The 20,619-nt window shown below is 71.9% G+C and carries 13 protein-coding genes; 5 read left to right on the top strand and 8 right to left on the bottom strand.

All coding sequences use genetic code 11. The features are described 5' to 3' along the window. Together AB0K03_RS34345 and AB0K03_RS34340 are read right to left on the bottom strand one after the other, a co-directional pair. Positions 1–334: ATP-binding cassette domain-containing protein (locus tag AB0K03_RS34345; RefSeq protein ID WP_364693902.1), on the bottom strand; the 334-nt coding region annotated here is incomplete at its 3' end. 168 nt (positions 335–502) lie between these two features. Further along, the gene (locus AB0K03_RS34340; RefSeq protein ID WP_364693899.1) at positions 503–1,606 is read right to left on the bottom strand and encodes a substrate-binding domain-containing protein; all 1,104 of its coding nucleotides are present in this window, start codon (positions 1,604–1,606) and stop codon (positions 503–505) included. Positions 1,607–1,902: 296 nt separating this feature from the next. On the opposite strand from AB0K03_RS34340, the gene AB0K03_RS34335 reads away from it, so the two are divergent. After that, entirely contained in the window at positions 1,903–2,568 is a 666-nt protein-coding gene (locus AB0K03_RS34335; protein WP_364693896.1) for a transglycosylase SLT domain-containing protein, read from the top strand. A gap of 1 nt (position 2,569) precedes the next feature. On the opposite strand, the gene AB0K03_RS34330 is transcribed toward AB0K03_RS34335, so the two are convergent. Then, positions 2,570–4,141, bottom strand: a complete 1,572-nt coding sequence (locus AB0K03_RS34330) for a bifunctional DedA family/phosphatase PAP2 family protein (protein ID WP_364693893.1) — start codon at positions 4,139–4,141, stop codon at positions 2,570–2,572. Positions 4,142–4,344: 203 nt separating this feature from the next. Here AB0K03_RS34330 and AB0K03_RS34325 point away from each other — a divergent pair, with 203 nt between their 5' ends. Then, positions 4,345–5,064, top strand: a complete 720-nt coding sequence (locus tag AB0K03_RS34325; RefSeq protein ID WP_364693890.1) for a polysaccharide deacetylase family protein — start codon at positions 4,345–4,347, stop codon at positions 5,062–5,064. Positions 5,065–5,258: 194 nt separating this feature from the next. Here the strand turns inward: AB0K03_RS34325 and AB0K03_RS34320 are convergent, their stop codons facing one another. Together AB0K03_RS34320 and AB0K03_RS34315 are read right to left on the bottom strand one after the other, a co-directional pair. Further along, positions 5,259–5,825, bottom strand: a complete 567-nt coding sequence (locus AB0K03_RS34320; protein WP_364693888.1) for a hypothetical protein — start codon at positions 5,823–5,825, stop codon at positions 5,259–5,261. 63 nt (positions 5,826–5,888) lie between these two features. After that, positions 5,889–7,316, bottom strand: coding sequence for a non-reducing end alpha-L-arabinofuranosidase family hydrolase (locus AB0K03_RS34315; RefSeq protein WP_364693911.1), 1,428 nt, complete (start codon positions 7,314–7,316; stop codon positions 5,889–5,891). A 520-nt stretch (positions 7,317–7,836) separates the two neighbouring features. Here AB0K03_RS34315 and AB0K03_RS34310 point away from each other — a divergent pair. Then, complete coding sequence (locus AB0K03_RS34310) at positions 7,837–9,306, top strand: endo-1,4-beta-xylanase (protein WP_364693885.1); 1,470 nt, start codon at positions 7,837–7,839, stop codon at positions 9,304–9,306. Positions 9,307–9,460: 154 nt separating this feature from the next. Here AB0K03_RS34310 and AB0K03_RS34305 read toward each other — a convergent pair whose 3' ends face one another. After that, the gene (locus tag AB0K03_RS34305) at positions 9,461–10,048 is read right to left on the bottom strand and encodes a PilZ domain-containing protein (protein ID WP_364693882.1); all 588 of its coding nucleotides are present in this window, start codon (positions 10,046–10,048) and stop codon (positions 9,461–9,463) included. Positions 10,049–10,234: 186 nt separating this feature from the next. Between AB0K03_RS34305 and AB0K03_RS34300 the strand changes: the two genes are divergently transcribed. Next, complete coding sequence (locus AB0K03_RS34300; RefSeq protein WP_364693880.1) at positions 10,235–10,696, top strand: hypothetical protein; 462 nt, start codon at positions 10,235–10,237, stop codon at positions 10,694–10,696. A gap of 1 nt (position 10,697) precedes the next feature. On the opposite strand, the gene AB0K03_RS34295 is transcribed toward AB0K03_RS34300, so the two are convergent. After that, positions 10,698–13,703, bottom strand: a complete 3,006-nt coding sequence (locus tag AB0K03_RS34295) for a BTAD domain-containing putative transcriptional regulator (protein ID WP_364693877.1) — start codon at positions 13,701–13,703, stop codon at positions 10,698–10,700. A gap of 313 nt (positions 13,704–14,016) precedes the next feature. On the opposite strand from AB0K03_RS34295, the gene AB0K03_RS34290 reads away from it, so the two are divergent. Continuing rightward, positions 14,017–17,304, top strand: a complete 3,288-nt coding sequence (locus AB0K03_RS34290) for a TIR domain-containing protein (protein WP_364693874.1) — start codon at positions 14,017–14,019, stop codon at positions 17,302–17,304. Positions 17,305–17,365: 61 nt separating this feature from the next. On the opposite strand, the gene AB0K03_RS34285 is transcribed toward AB0K03_RS34290, so the two are convergent. Next, positions 17,366–20,377 carry a glycosyl hydrolase gene (locus AB0K03_RS34285; protein ID WP_364693871.1) on the bottom strand — a complete coding sequence of 1,004 codons (3,012 nt, stop codon included), beginning with the start codon at positions 20,375–20,377 and terminating at the stop codon, positions 17,366–17,368. Positions 20,378–20,619 lie beyond the last annotated feature (242 nt).

Here is a 20,619-nt window from a genome sequence, read left to right as displayed (position 1 = left end):
GGCCGCGTACCTTCTCGCGGCCGAGGAACATGTTCTGGACGATGTCCAGGTTGTCGCAGAGCGCGAGGTCCTGGTAGACGACCTCGATGCCCAGCTCGGCGGCGTCGCGGGGACTGTGGATGGTCACCGGGCGGCCGTCGAAGGAGATGGTGCCGGCGTCGATGGGGTAGATCCCGCTGACGCATTTGACGAGGGTCGACTTGCCGGCGCCGTTGTCGCCGACGAGCGCGGTGACCTCGCCGGCGTACGCGGACAGTCCGACGTCATGGAGGACCTGGACCGGACCGAAACTCTTGTCGATCCCGCGCAGCTCCAGGAGGGGTGTGGCGGCCACGAATGCTCCTTGTCGATGCGGCGCCGCCCACGCGCGGTGCACGTGGACGGCGCCGTGGCGCTGGTGAGGTTCAGCCGGCCGGCTCGGCGGCCGGCCGATGCCCGCGGCCGGACGGGCCCGCGTCGGCGGCCCGCCGATGCCCGCGGTCGGCCGGGGCCGGCTCAGTGGTCAGCTGATCCCCGCTTCGGTGCAGGCCTTGGCGAAGTCGCCCGTGCAGAGCTGCTCCTTGGTGACGTAGTTGTCGGCGACGACGTCCTTGACGTTGTCCTTGGTGATCGCCTGCGGGGTCAGCAGCACCGACGGGACGTCCTTGCCCGACTCCGGGTCCCGGGTGGTTCCGGTGGCCGTGGTCGGCTTCTCCCCCTTGGCCAGCGCGATAGCCAGCTGGGAGGCCGCGTCGGCCTCCTTCTTGATCGCCTTGTAGACCGTCATGCACTGGTCGCCGGCGAGGATGTTCTGCAGGCCCTGGACGGTGGCGTCCTGGCCGGTGACCGGGACCTGGCCGTTCAGCTTGTTCTTCTTCAGCACCGCGATCGCCGCGTTGCCGAGGCCGTCGTTGGCCGCGAGCACACCCTTGATGTTCTTGTTCTGGGTCAGCATCTGCTCGAAGATCGTGCCGGCCTGCGCGTTGTCCCACTCCGGTACGGCCTGGTCCGGCCCCTTCTGGAACTCGCCGGAGTCGTACTTCGGCTTGAGGACCGAGTCGTAGCCCTGCTTGAAGAGCGTGGCGTTGTTGTCGGTCGGCGACCCGTTGAGCTCGGCCACCACGGGCTTGACGTACTTCTTGGCGGCCAGGCAGTCGACCAGGCCCTGGCCCTGCAGCTCGCCGACCTTCACGTTGTCGAAGGACACGTAGTAGTTCGCGCCGCCGTTGAGCGTGAGCCGGTCGTAGTCGATCGTCGCGATGCCCGCGCCCCTGGCCTTGTCCAGCACGGCCTTGCCGGTACCGGAGTCCAGGTTGACGATCATGAGCACCTTGACGCCGCTGGAGATCATGCCGTCCGCGATGGTCTGGAACTGCGCCTTGTCGCCCTGCGCGTTCTGGATGTCCGCCTGCACGCCGGCCGCCGCGAACGCCTCCTTCAGGTACGTCAGGTCGGCGGTGGCCCACCGGGCCGAGCTCTTGGTGTCCGGCAGGATCACGCCGACCTTGCCGGTCGACGAGCTCCCGGTGCCGCTGCCGCTGTCGGACCCGCCGTTGTCGCCGCAGGCCGCGATGCTGCCCGTGGCCAGCAGCCCGGCGGCAGCAAGGGCGAACACTCCCTTACGCATGGTGACCCCTCCATGATCGAGACTCGGGCTCCGAAAGTTTCGGGGACTTGATCTCGATCAGATCAGAAAGTTTTTGTTGTTTCGGCAACGGTCGACCATCACGCGCCCCAGCACAAGCGCTCGATCCGACCTAACCCGAAGACCGGGATAACAATTCGGCAACACGGCCGGAATCACGGCGGCATCCCGCCTCCGGAAATTCCGGTACTTTTCCGAAGGCGTTCGGACCGAGCTTGGCTGTGCCGCCGGGAGCCGGTATGGTGCCGCCACCGTCGCTGGAAGGAAAGGGACGTTTCGTGGATGGGCTCTGGAGCCGGGTCGGTGTTCGCGCCACCTCCGTCGGCCTGCTGGTCGCAGGCGTCATCGGCGGCATCCATCTAGGACAGATGCGCGAGGATCAGCAGCAGGAGGAGCGCAGCCGGGTCGCCGTCCGGGCCGACGCCGCCGACCTCCAGCTGCTGCAGGTGCGCGAGACCCAGCAGATCGCCGCCCGCGCCTGGCGGCACGCGGCCACCAGCGACGCCGCCGGCAAGGCGGCCGGTCAGGCCCGCGCCGCCGCGGCCAAGGCACGCAAACAGGAGAAGAAGGCGATCGAGCGCAAGGCGGCCGAGGAGAACGGGACGGTGCCGTTCGCCGGCGAGATCCCGTCGTCCTGCAAGGAATACAGCGGCAACCGCGCCATCGGGTGCGCGCTCACCCTCGAGGCCGGCTTCGGGCTCGCCGAGTTCCCCTGCCTCAACAAGTTGTGGAACCACGAGAGCGGCTGGAACGAGAAAGCCGCCAACCCCAGCGGCGCGTACGGGATCCCCCAGGCCCTGCCGGGCAGCAAGATGGGCACGGTCGCCTCGGACTGGAAGACCAACCCGGCCACGCAGATCAAGTGGGGCCTCGGGTACATCAAGGGCCGTTACGACACGCCGTGCGGCGCCTGGTCGCACTTCCAGAGCAACAACTCGTACTGACTCACGGGTCGCCCGCTCGGTGCGCCCGCGCGGGCTCCGGCCGGCCGCCGGCCCGCGCCCCGGAACCGGCTCCGGCCCGCACACCCGGGCCGGCGTCGGCTCGCACACTCGGCCCGGCTCCGGCACGCGCACTCGGCCCGGCTCCGGCACGCGCACTCGGCCCGGCTCCGGCACGCGCACTCGGCCCGGCTCCGGCACGCGCACCGGGGCGGGCTCCGGTGCCGCGCATCAGGATGGCGAAGGTCGTCACGACCAGGCCGGCCCAGGTCGCGCCGAGGGCGAACCCGCCGAGCACGTCTGTGAGCCAGTGCGCGCCGAGATACAGCCGCGAGAAGCCGACCAGCATCGTGACCAGGACCGCCACCGCCCACGCCGTCACCCGGTGACCCCAGCGCCGCAGCCGCCCCGCGGCGAGGTACGCGATGACTCCGTACGCGGCCGCCGCCTGCGCGCTGTGCCCGGACGGGAAGGCGTACCCCGGCGCGGCCGTCAGCAGGTCGGCGATGGCCGGCCGGGTCCGCGTCGTCAGCAGCTTGATCGCATCCACCAGCACGCTCGTACCACCGGCGACGACGGACAGCATGACGGCGGTCGACCACCGGTATCCCTTGCGTGCCAGCAGGAGAGCGGCCAGCACGAGCAGCACGGCGACGACCCGGCCGGTGCCCAGCGTCGTCACCACCCGCATGACGGCGGTCAGCCAGCCGATGCGGTGCTCCACCAGCCAGGCGGCGACCGGGCTGTCCCGCGTGGCGAGCTCGTCCTTGCGGACGACGTCCTCGAGGACGGCGCCGAACGCCCACCCGGCGAGCCCGATGACGACCAGGCCCGTCGTCAGCGAGAGGCCGAGCGCACCGCCGCGGGTGAACCGGCGCGCGACGAACGCCAGCTCCCGCCGGTAGCGCCGCCGCAGGCCGGCGACGCGGGGCCGGTCGATCACCCGGCCGGCCAGGGCGCGGAGGCGCTCGGGGTGGGTCGCGACCCACCGGGCCGCCGCGGTCACCGCGCTGATCAGCACGAGCAACAGCACCAGGACCAGCCCCGCGGGCCCGGTCACTGCGGCGATTCTCTGATACGAACCCCCGGCGAAATAGCCGATCAGCACGGAGCCGGGCCCCCAGATCAAACCCCCGATGACGGCGTACGTCGCGAAGGTGCGCAACCGCATCCGCGCCATCCCCGCCGCCATCGGCATCACGGCGCGCAACAGGCCGACGAGCCGTCCGAACAGGATCGCGCGGGCTCCCCGCTCGACCAGCGCCCGCTCCACCACGGCCCATCGCTTCGGCCCGATCCGCCGCCCCAGCCGGCTGGTCCGCAACGCCGGCCCGTACCGGCGCCCGATCGCGTACGCGAGCAGATACCCGCCGACCGACCCCACGGCCGCGAGCACCAGCATGACGGTCAGGCTGGCCCGGCCGTGATAGGCGAGCAGTCCGCCGAGCACCAGCACGAGCTCGCCGGGCAGCACGAGGCCGAGGAACAGCGACTCGGCGGTGGCGAGAACCGCGACCACCACGTACGCCAGCGCGGGCGGAATCCCCGCCATGACATCGGTGAGCCAGCGACCCATCACCGCCGCCTTCCGCGCGTCCTCCCCGCCAGCCTGCGCGGCGGCCGATCCGGCGAGGCAGAGGCCTTCGGCCCGCAACACCCCGAAACGTTCTCGGAAGTTTCGGCCACTCTATTGACGACTTTCGCTGCTATCCCTAGCGTACGGGGAGAACAGCCGCCCCGGAACTTTCGGCGGTTGCCCCCGCTTCCCCAGGAGGAGCCATGACCGAACGCCGTCTCCGTGGCCGGGTCACCGCACTGCTCGCCGCCTCCACCCTCGCCGTCTTCGGCTTCACCGGCGCATCCCAGGCCTCGACCCACGACCGGCCCTGCCGCAACGGGTACGTCGGCCTCACCTACGACGACGGGCCGAGCGCGACCACCGGCCGACTGCTCGCCGCCCTGCGCGCCAGCCGCCTGCGCGCCACCTTCTTCAACCAGGGCAACCACACCCTCGACCAGCCCGGCCTCGTCCGCGCCGAGCTGCGCGCCGGGATGTGGGTCGGCAACCACACCTTCACCCACCCGCACCTCCCCGAGATCGGCGAGCCCGCGGCGTTCCAGGAGATCGCCAGCACCCAGTGGGCCCTGCGCGACGTCACCGGCCGCGAACCGACGCTCTTCCGCCCCCCGTACGGCGAGACCGACGACCAGGTCCGCGCCGACGAGGCCCGCATCGGCCTCCTCGAGGTGCTGTGGACCGTCGACTCCCGCGACTGGGCCGGCGCCACGGCCGAGGAGATCGCCGCGGCGGCGCACACCCTTCAGCCGGGGGGCATCATCCTCATGCACGACTGGCCCCCGGCGACCATCGAGGCGGTGCCGCTGATCGCCAAGGACCTCGCCGAGCGCGGGCTGTGCCCGGGCCGCATCGCCTACACGCCCAAGGACATCCCGTACGGCAGCAACCAGGTCTTCCACGCCGAGGCCGTACGCCCGTGACGGCAAGCGCCCGCACCCGGCAGCTGTCCATCCGGACGCCGCTGCCGATCCCGACCGGCGCGTAAGCGTCGGCGTCGGCGTCGGCGTCGGCGTCGGCGTCGGCGTCGGCGTCGGCGTCGGCGTCGGCGTCGGCGTCGGCGAAGAACGACGGATCCAGCGGCGTCGTCACATGGCGGGGAGTGCTCGCCCGGGGTTCAATCGAGGCTGACGCGGCCGCCGCTGAGATCTGTGACGATGTCCCGCAGCTGCACCTTGCCCGGCAGCCCCTTGGCGAGCCCGTACTCCAGGCATCTGCGCGTCTGGTTCCGGTTGCGTTCGCGCCGTTCCCAGCGTTTCCGATCGGCCGGGTCGTCGGCGGCCAGGTCCGTCCAGGCCACGGGTTCGATGGTGAGGGTCCGCAGGACGATCCCCAGGCTCCGGACCCGGTCCCAGGGGAGCACGACGTCCCGGCGCAGCCGGCGGCCGTCCGCGCTCAGCCTGATGCCGGTGTGGTCGAGCACGGGGTCGGCCTTCGGGAGCCGGTTCGGCCGGGCGATCCAGGCGATGCCGAACGGCACGCTCAGCGCGGCGAGGAAGCCCGGTGCGAACAGGTACGCCAGCGACAGGGTGCGCGTCAGAGCGAGGACGGCGATCACGGCCAGCACCGGCACGATGAGGAGGAGACCGATCAGGAAGGCGGCCCGGCGGGCCCTTCGACGCCGGTTGAGCGGCAGCGTGAGGGCGGCGGCGGGATCGGGGGACGACGGCGTTGCGGCTGACACCCGACGATCATGCCGTACGGGCGGACGGCCGCCCCGCCCGGTGACCGGGCGGGGCGGATGGTGTCAGCGCTGGCGGGTGAGCAGGCCCGGCCGGTACGGCAGGAGCCCGTAGTCGCCGCCGGAGCTGGGCGAGCGGCCCTGGTAGAGCAGCTGCAGGTTGCACGGGTCGATGGTCATGGTCTGATCCGCGCTGGTACGGACCAGCTCACCGTGGCTGATGTCGTTGGTCCACGTCGCGCCACTGTTGGCCTTGCCCGCGAAGGGGTTGCTCTCGGTGGCGGCCTGCGGGGTCCACGTTCCGCCGAGGCTGGTGGCGGTGAACGAGCGGAAGTAACGGCCGTTCGCACCGATCGCCTCGACGATCATCAGGTACTGGTTCTGCCCCTGCACCTTGTACACCTGCGGCGCTTCGAACAGGTTGTTCGTGGAGTCGCTCATGATCGTCGTGTACGACGAACCGAAGCTGCCCGGGAAATTGCCGATCGGCATGCTGGCCCGGTAGATCTTCCCGTTGTCACCGGCGAAGAACAGGTACATGTTCTGCCCGTCCCCGATCAGCGTCTGGTCGATCGGGCCGGTGCCCGAGCCGGAGATGCTGCCGGTGAACAACGGCTGCGCCGCGGACCAGCCGTTGGCGTTGGTCGGATCGCTCGAGGTCTTGTAGCTGAACGCCGTCGGACCCCACTGGTACGCCAGCACCCAGATGTTCTTCGGCGCGAAGTAGAACAGCGTCGGTGCGACCGTGCCCTGACTCATCGCGTTCTGACTCGCCGAGGCCATGTCCGACCAGTTGGTGAACAGGCCGAAGTTCATCGAGCCCCAGCTGGACCCGGTGTCGTGCGTGGTCGCGTACACCAGATGCCGGCCGTTGTACGGCACGGTGGTGAAGTCCTTGAGCGACACCCACCCGGACCTCGGGGTCGCGAGCGCTCCGGTCGAGCTCCAGCGGTAGCTCGACGGCAGCGTGCACGAGCCGCTCGGCGGCGGCGTCGTGGGACCCGAGTCGCCGACCCGGGCGAGCTGCCACTGCTGGTTGGCGCCGTTCCAGTCGGCGTACTGGACGATGTTGCCGCCGTCGGCGGTCGAGGCGCCCTGCACCTCGAGGGCCTTGCCGCTGTTGCGGTTGATCAACTGAACGTAGCCGTCGATGTCCTGGATGCTGAACTGCTGGTTGGCGGCGTTGTTGTCGGTCCACTGGACGACGGAGCCGCCGTCGGCGGTGGACCAGTTGTAGACGTCGAGCACCTTGCCCGAGTGCCGGGACTTGAGCCGGTAGAAGCCGCCCCCGGAGTCGACGAACTGCCACTGCTGCTGGTTCTGGTCGTTGCGGGTCCACTGGGTGATCCGGGCCCCGTCGTTGGTGGCCAGGTTGTACACGTCGAGAGCTTTTCCGCTGTTGCGGTTGACGAGGACGTACCAGGCACCGGTGTCGATGGTCGCCGCCGACGCCGCGGGAGCGTTCACGGTCGTGACCACACCGCCGGCGAGCACGGTGAACGCCGCGGTTGCCACCGCAAGCCAGCTGCGTCTCAGGGATGGTTTCACGCTTCTCCTCCAGAATTGCTTTTGACGCCTCGGGACGGGGGGAATGGCGGCGCCAGGAAATCGGGCACGCCGATTTCCGCACTCGGGACCGACGAGGAAGTGAACGGTAACAACACCACGTTCGCGGAACTTCCGACCGAAGGCCATCGAGAGTTCGCAATGTTGCCAGAGCATTTCGTCGGCATCAAGAGGGGCCGATGGACCGAAAGTTTCCACAGGTCGGAGACAAGCCTTAGCAGCCTTTCAGCGATGTCATAACAGGTTTTCAGTGCCAGCCTGCCGCGATATGACACCGCTGGATTTCCGGAAGTCTTCCGGAAAGTATTGTTTCCGGGATGGCGCTGTGCCAGCATGGCGTCACATCGAGACACATCATTCCGGATTTCCGTACGCGCAGAACGGACGCCATTCCGCCGTGCGTGCGGCGCAGTGCGCCCGGAAACCGGGATCGAGAAAGGAGGCAATCGTGGCAAGCAGTCATTCAGCCCGCGCCACCGGTTCCCCGGGGCGCCGGTCCGTACGGAACCTGCTGGCCGCCGGCGCCGTGACGGCCCTCGCGGCGGCGGGTGTGGTGACGGCCATGCCGGACGCCGACGCGGCCGCGAGCACCCTGGGGGCGGCCGCCGCGCAGTCCGGCCGGTACTTCGGCACGGCGATCGCCGGCAGCCGGCTCGGTGACTCGACATACGCCACGATCGCCGGGCGCGAGTTCAACATGATCACGGCCGAGAACGAGATGAAGCCGGACGCGACCGAGCCCCAGCGGGGCCAGTTCTCGTTCGGCGCCGGCGACCAGATCTACAACTGGGCCACCCAGCGCGGCCTGAAGGTCCGCGGCCACACCCTCGCCTGGCACGCCCAGCAGCCGGGCTGGATGCAGAGCCTCGGCGGCAGCAGCCTGCGCCAGGCGATGATCGACCACATCAACGGCGTGATGGCCCACTACAAGGGCAAGCTCGCCTACTGGGACGTCGTCAACGAGGCCTTCAACGAGGACGGCAGCCGCCGGCAGTCCAACCTGCAGTCCACCGGCAACGACTGGATCGAGGTCGCGTTCCGTACGGCCCGCAACGCCGACCCCTCGGTGAAGCTCTGCTACAACGACTACAACATCGAGAACTGGTCGTACGGCAAGACGCAGGGCGTCTACAACATGATCCGCGACTTCAAGTCCCGCGGCGTACCGATCGACTGCGTCGGCCTGCAGACCCACTTCACCGGAGGCAGCTCGCTGCCCGGCAACTTCCAGACCACCCTGTCGAGCTTCGCCGCACTCGGCGTGGACGTGGCGCTGACCGAGGTCGACGTCACGAACGCGTCGACCTCCCAGTACGCGGGGCTCACCCAGGCCTGCCTCAACGTGGCGCGCTGCGTGGGCATCACGGTCTGGGGCGTACGGGACAGCGACTCCTGGCGCTCCAACGAGAACCCGCTGCTCTTCGACGGCGGCGGCAACAAGAAGGCGGCGTACACCTCGGTGCTCAACGCCCTCAACTCCGCCGGCGGCCCCACCTCGCCGCCGCCGAGCAACGGCTCCGGATCGCCCTCGGTGCCGCCGGCCGGCGGGAACCGGATCGTCGGCGCCCAGTCCGGCCGCTGCATCGACGTGCCCAACGCGTCGCAGAACGACGGCACCCGGGTGCAGCTCTACGACTGCAACGGCCAGGCGAACCAGACGTGGACCCTCACATCCAGCAAGCAGCTGACCGTGTACGGCAACAAGTGCCTGGACGCCGCGGGCTCCGGTAACGGTTCGGCCGTACAGATCTACAGCTGCAACGGCCAGGCCAACCAGCAGTGGAACGTCAACTCCAACGGCACCATCACGGGCGTACAGTCCGGCCGCTGCCTCGACGTGTGGGGCACCGGCAACGGCCAGCAGGTCCAGATCTACGACTGCCACGGGCAGGCCAACCAGCGGTTCAGCCTGAGCTGATCCGTCCCGCATGGATCAAGGGTGTGGCGGCCTTCGCTGCCACACCCTTCGCCGCGCTTCGTGTTCCTGCCGGTCGCCGACATCGGCCGGGCCGTGGAGTTCAGACCATGCCCGAGCTGGGCCGCGGCGCCTGACGTCCCGTCGGTGGGCCGGCTCAGCGCGCCGAGCAGAACGCGCGCAGAGCGGCCTCGTCGGCCGGGTCCATCCATTCGTACGTGCCGCGCAGCTGGTCGGCCCGCTGGTCCACCGTCGCGACCGTGGCGGTCATGTCGCCCCACGGCATGCTGATGTGCAGCAGTGTCCGCACGATACCGGGCGGCAGGTGCAGGCTGTCGGCGGGCGTTGCGCGCAGCAGCAGGCCGCTGGTGGAGACGTCCTCGACGTGCCCGGACACCGCCACCAGCCGCCGGCCCGGTTCGGAGTCGAGCTCGGCGGTGCCGGTCGCGGCGTACATTCCGGGGCGCCGCACGGCGCCGCGCCGCTGCACCACGTCGGTGGGCGGGGGCCCGGTGATGGTCAGGACGCCGCCGCGCAGGTCCGCCTCGACCCAGGTGACGCCGGCGCTGCTGACCAGCTCGAGGATGCCGGAGCGGCGGGTGCCCGGATCGTCCGGGCCGAGCACCGGGATCGGCGGCAGCTCGGCCACGAACTCCGCGCCGACCTCGGCCGGCACGATCAGCGTGAGTGGCGGTTCACCAGGGCACCGCAGCACGAGCGTGCTGCCCGCCGGGACCGTGACCATCGGATCTCCCCGTTCGTCGGTGTGCGTCCCCCGAACGGTCCCACGCCCGGCTACCGGCCGGTGGGGCCCCTTCGCACCGTCACGCTCCCGGGCGTACGCACGGCCGGCGCTTCCGGACCGGGCACCCAGGCCGTAGTCTCTTGGCGGCTTGACGAGCGTCGTTCGGGGGGCGATGTGCGCTTTGGTGTGACCGGTCACCGGGTGCTCCCGCCGGGCATCGCCGAGCTCGCGCTCGCGTACTGGCGGCGGACGTTGCCCGTCGGCGCCGGGCTTCTGGCGGTGTCGAGCCTGGCCGAGGGCGCCGACCAGTTGTTCGCCACCCATGTGCTGGCGGTCGGCGGCACGCTCGAGGCGGTTCTGCCGTGCGGGGACTACGCCGGGTCGCTGCCCGCGGACGGCAGCCGGGCGCGGTTCGAGGATCTCGCGCGCGCGGCGGCCACAGTCATCACGATGCCGTACGCCGAGCCGTGCGAGCAGGGCTACCTCGCCGCCGGCCACGCCCTCGTGGACCGCTGCGACCACCTGTTCGCCGTGTGGGACGGCCTGCCGGCGCGCGGGGTCGGCGGCACCGCGGACGTCGTCGCGTACGCCCGGGCCCGCGGACGGCCGGTCACCGTGCTGTGGATCGACGGCGCCCGCCGCGCCTGACCTACCCGTCCGGCACCGTCGCCGGGACGATGACGGCCCGCGCGGCGGGCACGTGCAGGTCGGCGAAGATCTGCCGGGCGCGGTCCCGGTGCGGCCGGGCGCCGTCGAGGTCCCCGGCGTCGCGCCCCGCCGCCGCGAGGCCGTCGTGCGCCCGGGCCTGCTCGTACCTGTCGCCGATGTCCTCGGCCAGCGACCGCGCCTGGCCGTGCTGGGCCCGGGCCCCGGCGGGGTCGCCGGCGGCGAGCAGCACCTGGCCGAGGTCGTTGAGCGCCTCGGCCTCGCTGGCGCGGTCCCCGATCCGCCGGTGCAGCATGAGCGCGCGGCGCAGGTGCTCGGCCGCCTCGGTGAGGCGGCCCTGGCGGGCGAGCACCGCGGCCAGATCGGTCAGCGCGTACGCCTCCGCGGTCCGGTCGCCGGTGCGCCGGACCGTGGCGAGGCTCCGTTCGAGGTGCGCGGCGGCCCGGTCGAGCGGAACGGGGCGGTGCGGCAGCCGGGCCAGCAGGGAGACCACGTACGCCTCACTGAACCGGTCGGTGAGTACGGCGTACAGGTCGAGAGCCGACCGAAACCGCTGCGCCGCCTGTTCGTGATCGCCCAGCCGCGCGTCGATCAGCCCGAGCCGGACCAGCGCATCGGCCTGACCGGCGTCCTCACCGCGCTGCCGGTACACCGCCAGGGCCCGCCGGTAGTGCTCCGCGGCCTGCCGGTAGTCGCCCAGCCGCCAGTCGACGCTGCCGAGGTTGCGCAGCACCAGGGCCTCGGACGCGCGGTCGCCGAGGTCCGCGTACAGGTTCAGCGCCTGCCGGTAGGTGACGGCGGCCTCGTGCAGGCGGCCCTGCCGCCGGTGCAGCCGGCCCAGATCGGACAGTGCCCGCGCCTGCGCGTCACGGTCGCCGAGCGCCTGGGCCGCGGATACCGCGGACGCGGTCACGGCCGCCGCCTCGGTGACCGGCCCGCCCGCGTCGAGATAGCGGAACAGGGTCTCGGCGAGGGCGACGGTGTGCTGATACCAGCCGTGCGCCGCGCCGTACGTGCAGACCGCGGCGAGGTTGGGCCGCTCCGCCTCGATCCACGCCCGGGCCGCGTCCGGATCGCCGGCCGCCGGGACGCCGCCGGGGTACAGCGTGGCCATCGCCGCGACGGATCCGGCGAGGTAGTGGTCGAACAGGCGGGTGAGGGCGGCGCGCCGGTCCGGCTCGCCGTCGTGCGCGGCGGCGAGCTCGGCGGCGTACGCGCGCAGCAGGTCGTGCATGCCGTAGCGGCCGCCCGGACCGGCCTGGACGAGGCTGGCGCGGGTCAGCACCCCGAGCAGCCGCCGCGCCTCGCCGGGGGTGGTGCCGGTCAGCGCCGCCACGGCGTCGACGTGCGCGGTCTCGCCTGGGTGCAGCCCGAGCAGCCGGAACACCCGGGCCGCGCCGTCCGGCAGGTTCTGGTAGGACCAGGAGAACACCGCCCGGATCTCGGCGCGCGGGTCGCCGCCGGCGTCCAGCAGGTCCAGGCGAGCCTGGTAGTCGCCCAGCTCGGCGACGAGGTCGGCCAGCGGCACGTCGGCACGGTCCGCGGCCAGCTCGGCGGCGATCCGCAGGGCCAGCGGCAGCCGGGCGCACGCCGCGGCCAGGTCGGCGGCCGCGGCCGGCTCCCGCTCCACCCGGGCGCCGATCAGTTTCGCCAGCAGCCCGACCGCGTCCGGCAGCGGGAGCAGGTCGAGGTTGACGCGCTCGGCGCCGTGCACGGCCACCATGCCGGGCAGCGAGTCGCGGCTGGTGATCAGCACGAGGCACGACCCGCTTCCGGGCAGCAGCGGCCGGACCTGCTCCACCGAGGACGCGTTGTCCAGCAGCACGAGCATCCGCCGGCCGGTCAGCTCGGACCGGTATCGGCCCGCGCGCTCGTCGGTGCCGGGCGGGATCTCCGGCCCGCGTACGCCGAGCGCGGTGAGGAACCCGGCCAGCGCGTCCGCGACCCCCACCGGCTGCTCGGCGTCATAGCCGCGCAGATTCACGTAGAGCTGCCCGTGCGGGAAGGCGTCGCGGACCCGGTGTGCCCACCGTACGGCCAGTGCGGACTTGCCGACCCCGGCCGTACCGGACAGCAGGGCGACGGTCAACGGCGGCTCTTCGCCGCCCGCGGGTGCCAGCAGGCGGTCCAGCGCGACCAATTCGTCGGTACGCCCGGTGAACGCGCGGACGTCCGCCGGCAGTTGCGTGGGCGTCGTCATCGCGGCGGTGGCCGGGGCTCCGGGCGCGCGGCTCTCCCCGGCCGGCCCGGCAAGAGCGGGATCGGCGGCGAGGATCTGCTCGTGCAACCGGCGCAGAGCGGCGCCCGGGTCGCTGCCCAGCTCGTCGGCGAGAGAGCGGCGGATCCGCCGGTACTGCTCGTCGGCGTCCGCCTGGCGGCCGCTGCGGTACAGCGCGAGCATCGCCTGGCCGGCCAGCCGCTCGTCCAGCGGATGCTCGGCCACGGCGGCGGCCAGCGCCGGCAGCAGCTCGCCGTGCCGGCCGAGCCGGAGCAGCACGTCGTTGCGATCCAGCTCCGCGGCGGACCGCTCGTCGAGCAGCGTACGGCGCATCGCGTCCAGCCACGGCGTGTCCAGGCCCGCGAACGGGTCACCCCGCCACAGGGCCAGCGCCTGCGTGATCAGGCCGGCTGCCGACCGGTCCGACTCCGCCGCCCGCGCCGACGCCATCAGGCCACGGAACCGGTGCAGATCGACGGCCTCCGGATCCACGGTGAGCAGATAGCCGCCCGGCTCCCGCCGGATCTCGGCCCCGCCGGCGCCCGCGACGGCACGCCTGAGCCGGGACAGGTAGCTGTAGAGCGCGCCGGCCGCCCGCTGCGGCGCGTTGTCGCCCCAGACCCGGTCGATCAGCTGGTCCACCGTGACCGGACGGCCGGCCTCCACGAGCAGCACGCCGAGGACGCAGCGCTGCCGGGCGTGCCCGAGCTCGACGGACCGGCCGTCGATCCGGGCCTCCACCACGCCGAGGACACCGAACTGCGCCGCCAACCTGCCTCCGTACGCCTGCCACCCGACCAGCGGATTCAAGGAATCTACAAGGACCGGTGCCAGTCTCCCATGCTTCGTACAAGATCCGACGCAGAGCATGGACGTCGTTGCAGCGGCAGGTGGCCCTCGCCCGATTACGCGAGCGTACGGGGGAATCGGGACGCCACAGCGACACGAAGAGCGACGGGCACCCTGCCCTGCAACTAGGTCCCCGCCCGGCGGCCGGCCCCGCCTTCCCGGCTCGGCCGCCATCGACGTACCCCACAGTGCTGCGGCACAATCTGGCGCGAACTTTGCGACGGGGGGCCTCGAGATGGCTTATGACGCCTTCATCTCCTACAGCCATGCGGCCGACGGAGCTCTGGCACCGGCCTTGCAGCGCGGCCTGCAACGGCTGGCGAGGCCGTGGCACCGGCGCCGGGCGCTCGAGGTCTTCCGCGACCAGACCGGCCTCGGGGTCAGCCCGGCGCTGTGGTCGTCGATCCGTACGGCGCTCTCCGGATCCCAGCACTTCGTGCTCCTGGCCTGCCCGGAGGCGGCGGAGTCGCGCTGGGTCAACCAGGAGGTCGAGGCCTGGCTGAAGCAGCACCCGGTGGACCGGCTGCTGCCCGTCGTGACCTCCGGGGAGTGGGTGTGGGACGCCGCCCGGGGCGACTTCGACTGGGAGCGGTCGACGGCCGTACCGCCGGCGTTGCGCGGCGTGTTCCGCGAGGAGCCGCGGCACCTGGATCTGCGCTGGGCTCGCTCGGAGAGCGAACTCGACCTGCGGCACGACCGGTTCCGCGAGGCCGTGGCCGAACTGGCCGCGGCCATGCACGGCATGAGCAAAGAGGACCTCGACAGCGAGGATGTGGCCCAGCATCGCCGGGTGATCCGGTTGCGCCGCGGCGTTCTCGCGATCGTGGGGCTGCTCATCGTGCTGGCCGCGGGCACCGGCTGGCTCGCGGTGCACAATGCGCGTACGGCATCCGCGTCGGCGGTCGAGGCGTCGCGGCAGCAGCAGCTGGCCGAACGGCAACGCGACGCCGCCGCGGCGTACGCGGCCGAGGCGCAACGTCAGCAACAGATCGCCGGGGACGAGCAGGACCGCGCTCAGCAGGCCGCCGCGGACGCCCGCCGGGAGCAGGGCAACGCCGTGCAGGCCGCCGCCGAGGCGAACCGGCAGCAGGGCAACGCCGCGCAGGCCGCCGCCGAGGCGAGCCGCCAGCAGGCCCGGGCCGACAGCGCGGCGGCCGAGGCCGAACGCGAACGGGCCCTCGCCGCCGAGGAGCAGCGCAAGGCCGAGAAGGCCGCCGCCGAGGCACGCCGGCAACGCGACGTCGCCGACCGGCAGCAGGCCCGGGCGGACCGCGCGGCGGTCGAGGCCGAACGCCAGCGGGCCCTCGCCGCCGAGCAGCGGCGCAAGGCCGAGAAGGCCGCCACCGAGGCACGGCGGCAGGAACAGGCGGCGCGCACGCAGCAGAGGATCGGCGTCAGCCAGCGCCTGATCGGCCAGGCGGACTCCGTCCGGGAGCACGATCCGCGAACGGCGACGCTGCTCGGCGTCGCCGCGGCGCAGATCCACCCGGGTGACCGCGCCGAGGCCGGGCTGGTCAACACGCTGGCCGGGACGCGGTACGCGGGCACCCTCACCGGTCACCGGGGATCGCTGACGGCGACGGCGTTCAGCGCCGACGGGCGCCTCCTGGTGACCGGGAGCGCGGACAGCACCGTACGGCTCTGGAGTCTGCCCGAAGGCGGCACCCCGCACAGCCTGGCCCAGCTCACCGGCTTCTCCGATTACCTCGGGAGCGTCGCGCTCAGCCGGGACGCGAGGGTCCTCGCCACGGGCAGCCAGGACGGGACCGTCCTGCTGTGGAACCTCGACGACCGCCGTCACCCCCGCCTCGTCGCCCGGCTCGCCGACCACACCGACGTGGTGACCACAGTGGTCCTCAGCGCCGACGGCCGCACCCTCGTCAGCGGCAGCTGGGACGGCTCCGCCCTGGTGTACGACCTGACCGATCCGCGCCACCCCAGGCGCCTGGCCGGCTTGACCGACCCCGACGCGCAGGTGTCGGGCATGGCCCTCAGCGCCGACGGGCGCACCCTCGTGACGAGCACGTGGAAGGAGACCGTCGTGTGGGACCTGAGCGACCGCCGCAACCCACGCCGGCTGGCCGCGCCGGCCGAACTCGCGCGCTCCCACGCCGAACCGTCGCTCAGCGCGGACGGGCGTATGCTCGCCGTCAGCCAGCGGGATCTTCCCGTCTCGCTGTGGGACATCAGCGACCGCCGCGACCCCCGTCGTGTCGCCCAGCTCACCGACGGCCCCGGGTGGGTGAGCTCGATGGCGCTCAGCGCCGACGGGCACACCCTCGTGGCCGGCTACGCGAACCACACCGTCCTCGGATGGGACCTGTCGCAGCCCGCCAAGCCCGTACGCATCGCCCAGCTCACCGACTACTCCGGGCCGGTCAACTCGATCGGGCTCAGCGCCGACGGGCACACCCTGGCCATGGAAGGCCGCAACTACACCGAGCAGTTGTGGGACCTGACCGACCGCACCGGCCCCCGGCGCGTCAGCCAGGTCGCCGGCCACCGCGACGAGGTGAGCGGCGTCGCGTTGAGCGCCGACGGCCGGGTGTTCGTCACGGGAAGCTACGACGGCACCGCGCAGGTGTGGGACCTGTCCCGGCCCGGCGAACCCCGCCGGTTGGGCCGGCTCGAGGGTCACCTCGACTCGCTGGACGCGGTGGCGCTCAGTGCGAACGGGCGCACCGTCATCACCAGCAGCACCGACGCCGTACGGCTGTGGGACACCGCCGACCTGTCCGCCGGCCGCACGATCGCCACGGAGGCCGGGGAGACGACGTCGGTGTCCGCGTCGGCCCTCAGCGCCGACGGACGGCTCCTCGCCGTGGGCCTCGCCGACGGCACCGTTCAGCTGTGGGACGTGGCGGACCACCGCACACCGCGCCGGCTCGCCCGCTTCGAGGCGATCATGTACGGAGTGGACACGATGTCGCTGAGCGCCGACGGGAAGACCCTCGCCGTCAGCAACGGCCTGAACGCCCAGCTGTGGGACCTGGCCACGCCGGCCGCGCCCCGCAAGGCCGCGTTGCTCAACGACTCCACCGGCGCCCTGGACGAAGTGGCGCTCAGCGCCGACGGACGGACCTTCGCCACCGCCGGCTCGTACGGCGTCGTGCTGTTGTGGGACACGACCGACCGGGACCGTCCCCGCCAGACCGCCCAGATCGTCGGCGAATCCGGATCGAGCCGCGCGATCACGCTGAGCCCGGACGGACGGACGCTGGTCAACAGCGGCCCGGACGGCGAGATCCTGCTGTGGGATCTCACCGACCGCAGCAACCCCCGCCGGCTGGCCCGGCTCGACGGCGACGTCGGCTCGACGTCCACGGTGGCGTTCAGCGCCGACGGGATGAGCCTCGCCAACGGCTCGCGCCGCACCGCCGCGGTGTGGGACCTGAGACACCTCAACGGCCTCCGCGGCCGGGCCGTCGAGCGCGCGTGTGAGATCACCGGCGGCTTGACCCGGGAGGAATGGGCCCGCTACGTCCCCGACCTGCCGTACGAGAGGACCTGTCAGCGCAGATGACGCGGCAGCGCCGCGTGGCTACGGGCCACGCGGCGCTGCTCGGTCACCGGCGCCGGTCAGCTCACTCGTACGGCAGGTGCACAGAGGACAGACTGCCGAGCGAGACGGTGGACGGGCCGGAGCCGATCGGGCTCCAGACCTCCACCCGGACCGTGCCGTTCCTGAGGTCACCCAGGCTTCCCGTGGCCGAGGCCAGGCCCGCGGTGTCCCGGTACCTCTCCCACCCGGGAACCGGGTCGGTGGCGAAGTACCGGTACGTCTCGACCCGCTCGAACGAGCCGTCGCCGGTCAGGTCGTACGAGATCCGTACCTGGGTGGCGTTGCCGACCGTCGTGCCCGCATCCACCGCGAGGTCGAAGGTGGTCTGCGCGCCCGGCTGACGGGTCAGGTCGAGTCCCGTGGCGGTGAAGGTCACCGGGTCGTGCGGCTGGTCGTCCGCGATGTGCGCGGCCTTCGGCACGGCCGCCGTACCGGTGGCGCCGGCCGCTCCCGCCAGGGCTCCCCCGGCCTGCAGGAACCGGATGGCGCCGCCCGGGGTGGTCGGCGTCGGCGTCGGGTCGGTGGTGGCCGTCGGCGTGGGCGTCGGGTCGGTGGTGGCCGTCGGGGTGGGCGTGGGGCTGGTGGTCGGGTCGGTCGGCGTGGGGCCGGTGCCGGTCGGCGTCGGCTCGACGCCGCCACCGGTCGCGTCACCGCCGGTCCAGGTGAAGGCGCCGGCGGTGGCCGTTTTCCCCGCTGCCACGGTGAGGGTCCGGCCGTCCGAGAAGCTCACCGTCAGCGGCTTCGCGGTGATGTTGGCGGCCACGTACGTCTTGACGCCGTTCTTGACGAAGACCCGGGCGAGCGGGTGGTTCGCGGTGACCGAGGGATCGGTCGTGCCGAGGGCGGCCAGGTTGCGGATCCAGTGGAACGTGTGCGCCTTGCTCTCGCCCTCCTCCGGGGTGTAGCCACTGTTCGCCCGGAACTTGGCCAGTGCCGCCTCCCCGTCGCCGAGCGCCAGGAAGGACCAGAGGATGTCCTGCCACACGGTCGGTTCGTGGCCGGCGTTGCGGACCACCTCGGCGTAGTTGGAGCGTACGTACGCGGGATCGTTGCCGAGGTAGAGGTGTCCACCGGTGATCGGCAGCATGTTGATGCCCTGGATCATCTCGGGCGCCGCGGTGAACCAGGTGGCGTACGCCCCGCCGTCGCCCCACACCATGCCGACCGTGCTGTGGCCGAACGCGGCGGGGAAGTTCTCGTCGTGGACGTCGAACCAGTACTCGTTGATCGCGGCGGACTGGGTGGTCCAGATGAAGATGCCGGCGTCGCGCACCGCGGTGTTGCCGGTGGCTTGTCCCCACTGGATGAGCGCGTTGGCGTAGTTCATACCCTCGGAGGAGGACTCCTGGTTGTTGCCGGCGAAGAAGGCGCCGTGTCCGGACGCCCAGTCGTGCCCGGCGTAGATGTCGAAGTCACGCAGGTACGGGTACCGGTTGTCGGTCCGGTCGTAGTTGTTGGCGTCCCGGATCAGCTGGTCGATCATGCCGCCGTAGCGGGCGTTCGCGGCCCAGGCCGGGTCGAATTTGGCCAGCGTGGCCGCCGCGGCGATGAAGTACCCGTAGTGGAAGTGGTGGTCGTTGAGCTCCTGGTCGGAGCCGTACGACGCCGGGTAGCCGATCAGGGTTCCCCAGTTGCGGTCGTAGTAGAACAGCCGCTGGGTCTCGCCCGGCGAGGCGGTCAGCCAGTCGGTGAGCCGCTCCCGGATGGCGGTGAGCGCGGTGTCACGGACGTCGGTACGGCCGAGCTGGTCGGCGATCTCGGCGATCCGGGCGGCCCGGCCGAGCCCCTTGCCGGTCCAGTAGGTGTCGTTGCCGCGTACGTCCATCGGGTTGCCCTTGACCGCGTCCAGGTAGCCGTTGAGCGTGGTGAGGTCGGCGCCGCTGCTGTCGGCCACCGCGGGGATCTCCGGCAGAACGCCCGAGAAGACCGCCGACGTGGTGAACGAGGACCTGCCGACCAGCGTCTTCATCGCCCCCCGGGCGCTGACGTAGGTCTGTGCGATCGGAGTGGCGCCGGTCAGCGCCCGCCACTGGTGCGGGTACAGGCTGATGACCGTGCCGGTGCCGTCGCCCTCCCGCGCCGTGGTGGTGTACGAGTACGTCGTCGACACGCGTCCGGCGGCCTGGTCGTAGGAGTACGAGACCTTGGTGCCGGTGACGTGGTTGTGCGCGTACTTCCCGTACGAGGTGGCCAGGGCGACCTTCTCGGCGGTGCCGGTGGACGGCGTGGTGGGCAGCGCGGCGATGGAGAAGTAGCCCTTGCCCGCCAGGCCGGAGGTGATGACGTTGCCCGAGACCGACCAGCTCGCGCCGCTGGGCGCGTACGCGACGTAGTCCTTGCCCGCGACGGTGTAGCCGATCCACGGGCCGCTGCCGGACCAGACGGTCGGGGTGCTCACGGCGGTGATCTGGGCGTTGCCGCCGGTGACCTGGAAGTAGGCGAAGGGCAGGCCGTGCCCGATGGTGGCCTTCATGGTGCGCGCGCCGTCGCTCCAGTACGGGGTGACCGTCCAGTCGCTCCAGTTGTCGACGAGCACCTTCGGCGCGTTCATCCCCGTGACGCCGGCGGTGAAGTCCTCGGCGTACACGTAGTGGTATTCACCGACGCCGGTGGCCGAGCCGCTGATCTGCGGCTTGGTGTTGTAGGAGAAGCCCAGCCCGCCCGCGGTGGTGTCGTAGCTGATCGGGTGCGCGTGCAGGTTCTCGCTGTAGTTGCAGTCGAACTTCTTGAACACCAGCGACGACCACCAGTCGTTGGTGGGGACCGGGCCGGCCGGCGCGTCGGCGGTCAGGAACTGCCGGGGGTTGGTGGACAGCGAGCCGCAGCCGGTGGGCAGCGAGGCTCCGGGAGGAAGCGTCTCCGTGTGGCTGCCCGCTCCCACGGCGGCCGCGTCGGCAGTGGAGGCGACGGCCGTCGCCGCGAGCCCGGCCGTGACGGAGGCGACGACGGCCAGGACGAAAGCCCTGCCGGTGAGGGCTCGGGATGCGGGGCGGCCGGGATCTCCGGCTGCCGCGCGTCGGACACGTAGCTGCATGACGCCTCCACTGTGGCGGTTCTGGGAATGGTGTGAGAGCGCTCTCTTGGCAGGACCGTAAATGGGTCCAGTACGTGTCGTCAATGTTTCGACTTTTTTAAAAACCCGTCCGAAGTGGATGAACGCCGGCGCCGTACGCTGCGGAATCGGGCGTAACGGCGATGCGCGTACGCAGGGTGAAGAGGCGCAGGACCGGGATGCCCGTCGGTTACCGACGCAGCGTGACAATTTCCGCCCCGGCC

Origin of the sequence: Actinoplanes sp. NPDC049316 (assembly GCF_040677315.1) — a bacterium.
Lineage (GTDB): Bacteria > Actinomycetota > Actinomycetes > Mycobacteriales > Micromonosporaceae > Actinoplanes.
This window is presented reverse-complemented; position numbering and strand designations above follow the sequence as displayed.

Excerpts from the sequence above, each read along its gene's own strand:
- AB0K03_RS34340 (WP_364693899.1), bottom strand. The coding sequence starts at position 1,606 with ATGCGTAAGGGAGTGTTCGCCCTTGCTGCCGCCGGGCTGCTGGCCACG.
- AB0K03_RS34330 (WP_364693893.1), bottom strand. The coding sequence starts at position 4,141 with ATGGGTCGCTGGCTCACCGATGTCATGGCGGGGATTCCGCCCGCGCTG.
- AB0K03_RS34325 (WP_364693890.1), top strand. The coding sequence starts at position 4,345 with ATGACCGAACGCCGTCTCCGTGGCCGGGTCACCGCACTGCTCGCCGCC.
- AB0K03_RS34305 (WP_364693882.1), bottom strand. The coding sequence starts at position 10,048 with ATGGTCACGGTCCCGGCGGGCAGCACGCTCGTGCTGCGGTGCCCTGGT.
- AB0K03_RS34290 (WP_364693874.1), top strand. The coding sequence starts at position 14,017 with ATGGCTTATGACGCCTTCATCTCCTACAGCCATGCGGCCGACGGAGCT.
- AB0K03_RS34285 (WP_364693871.1), bottom strand. The coding sequence starts at position 20,377 with ATGCAGCTACGTGTCCGACGCGCGGCAGCCGGAGATCCCGGCCGCCCC.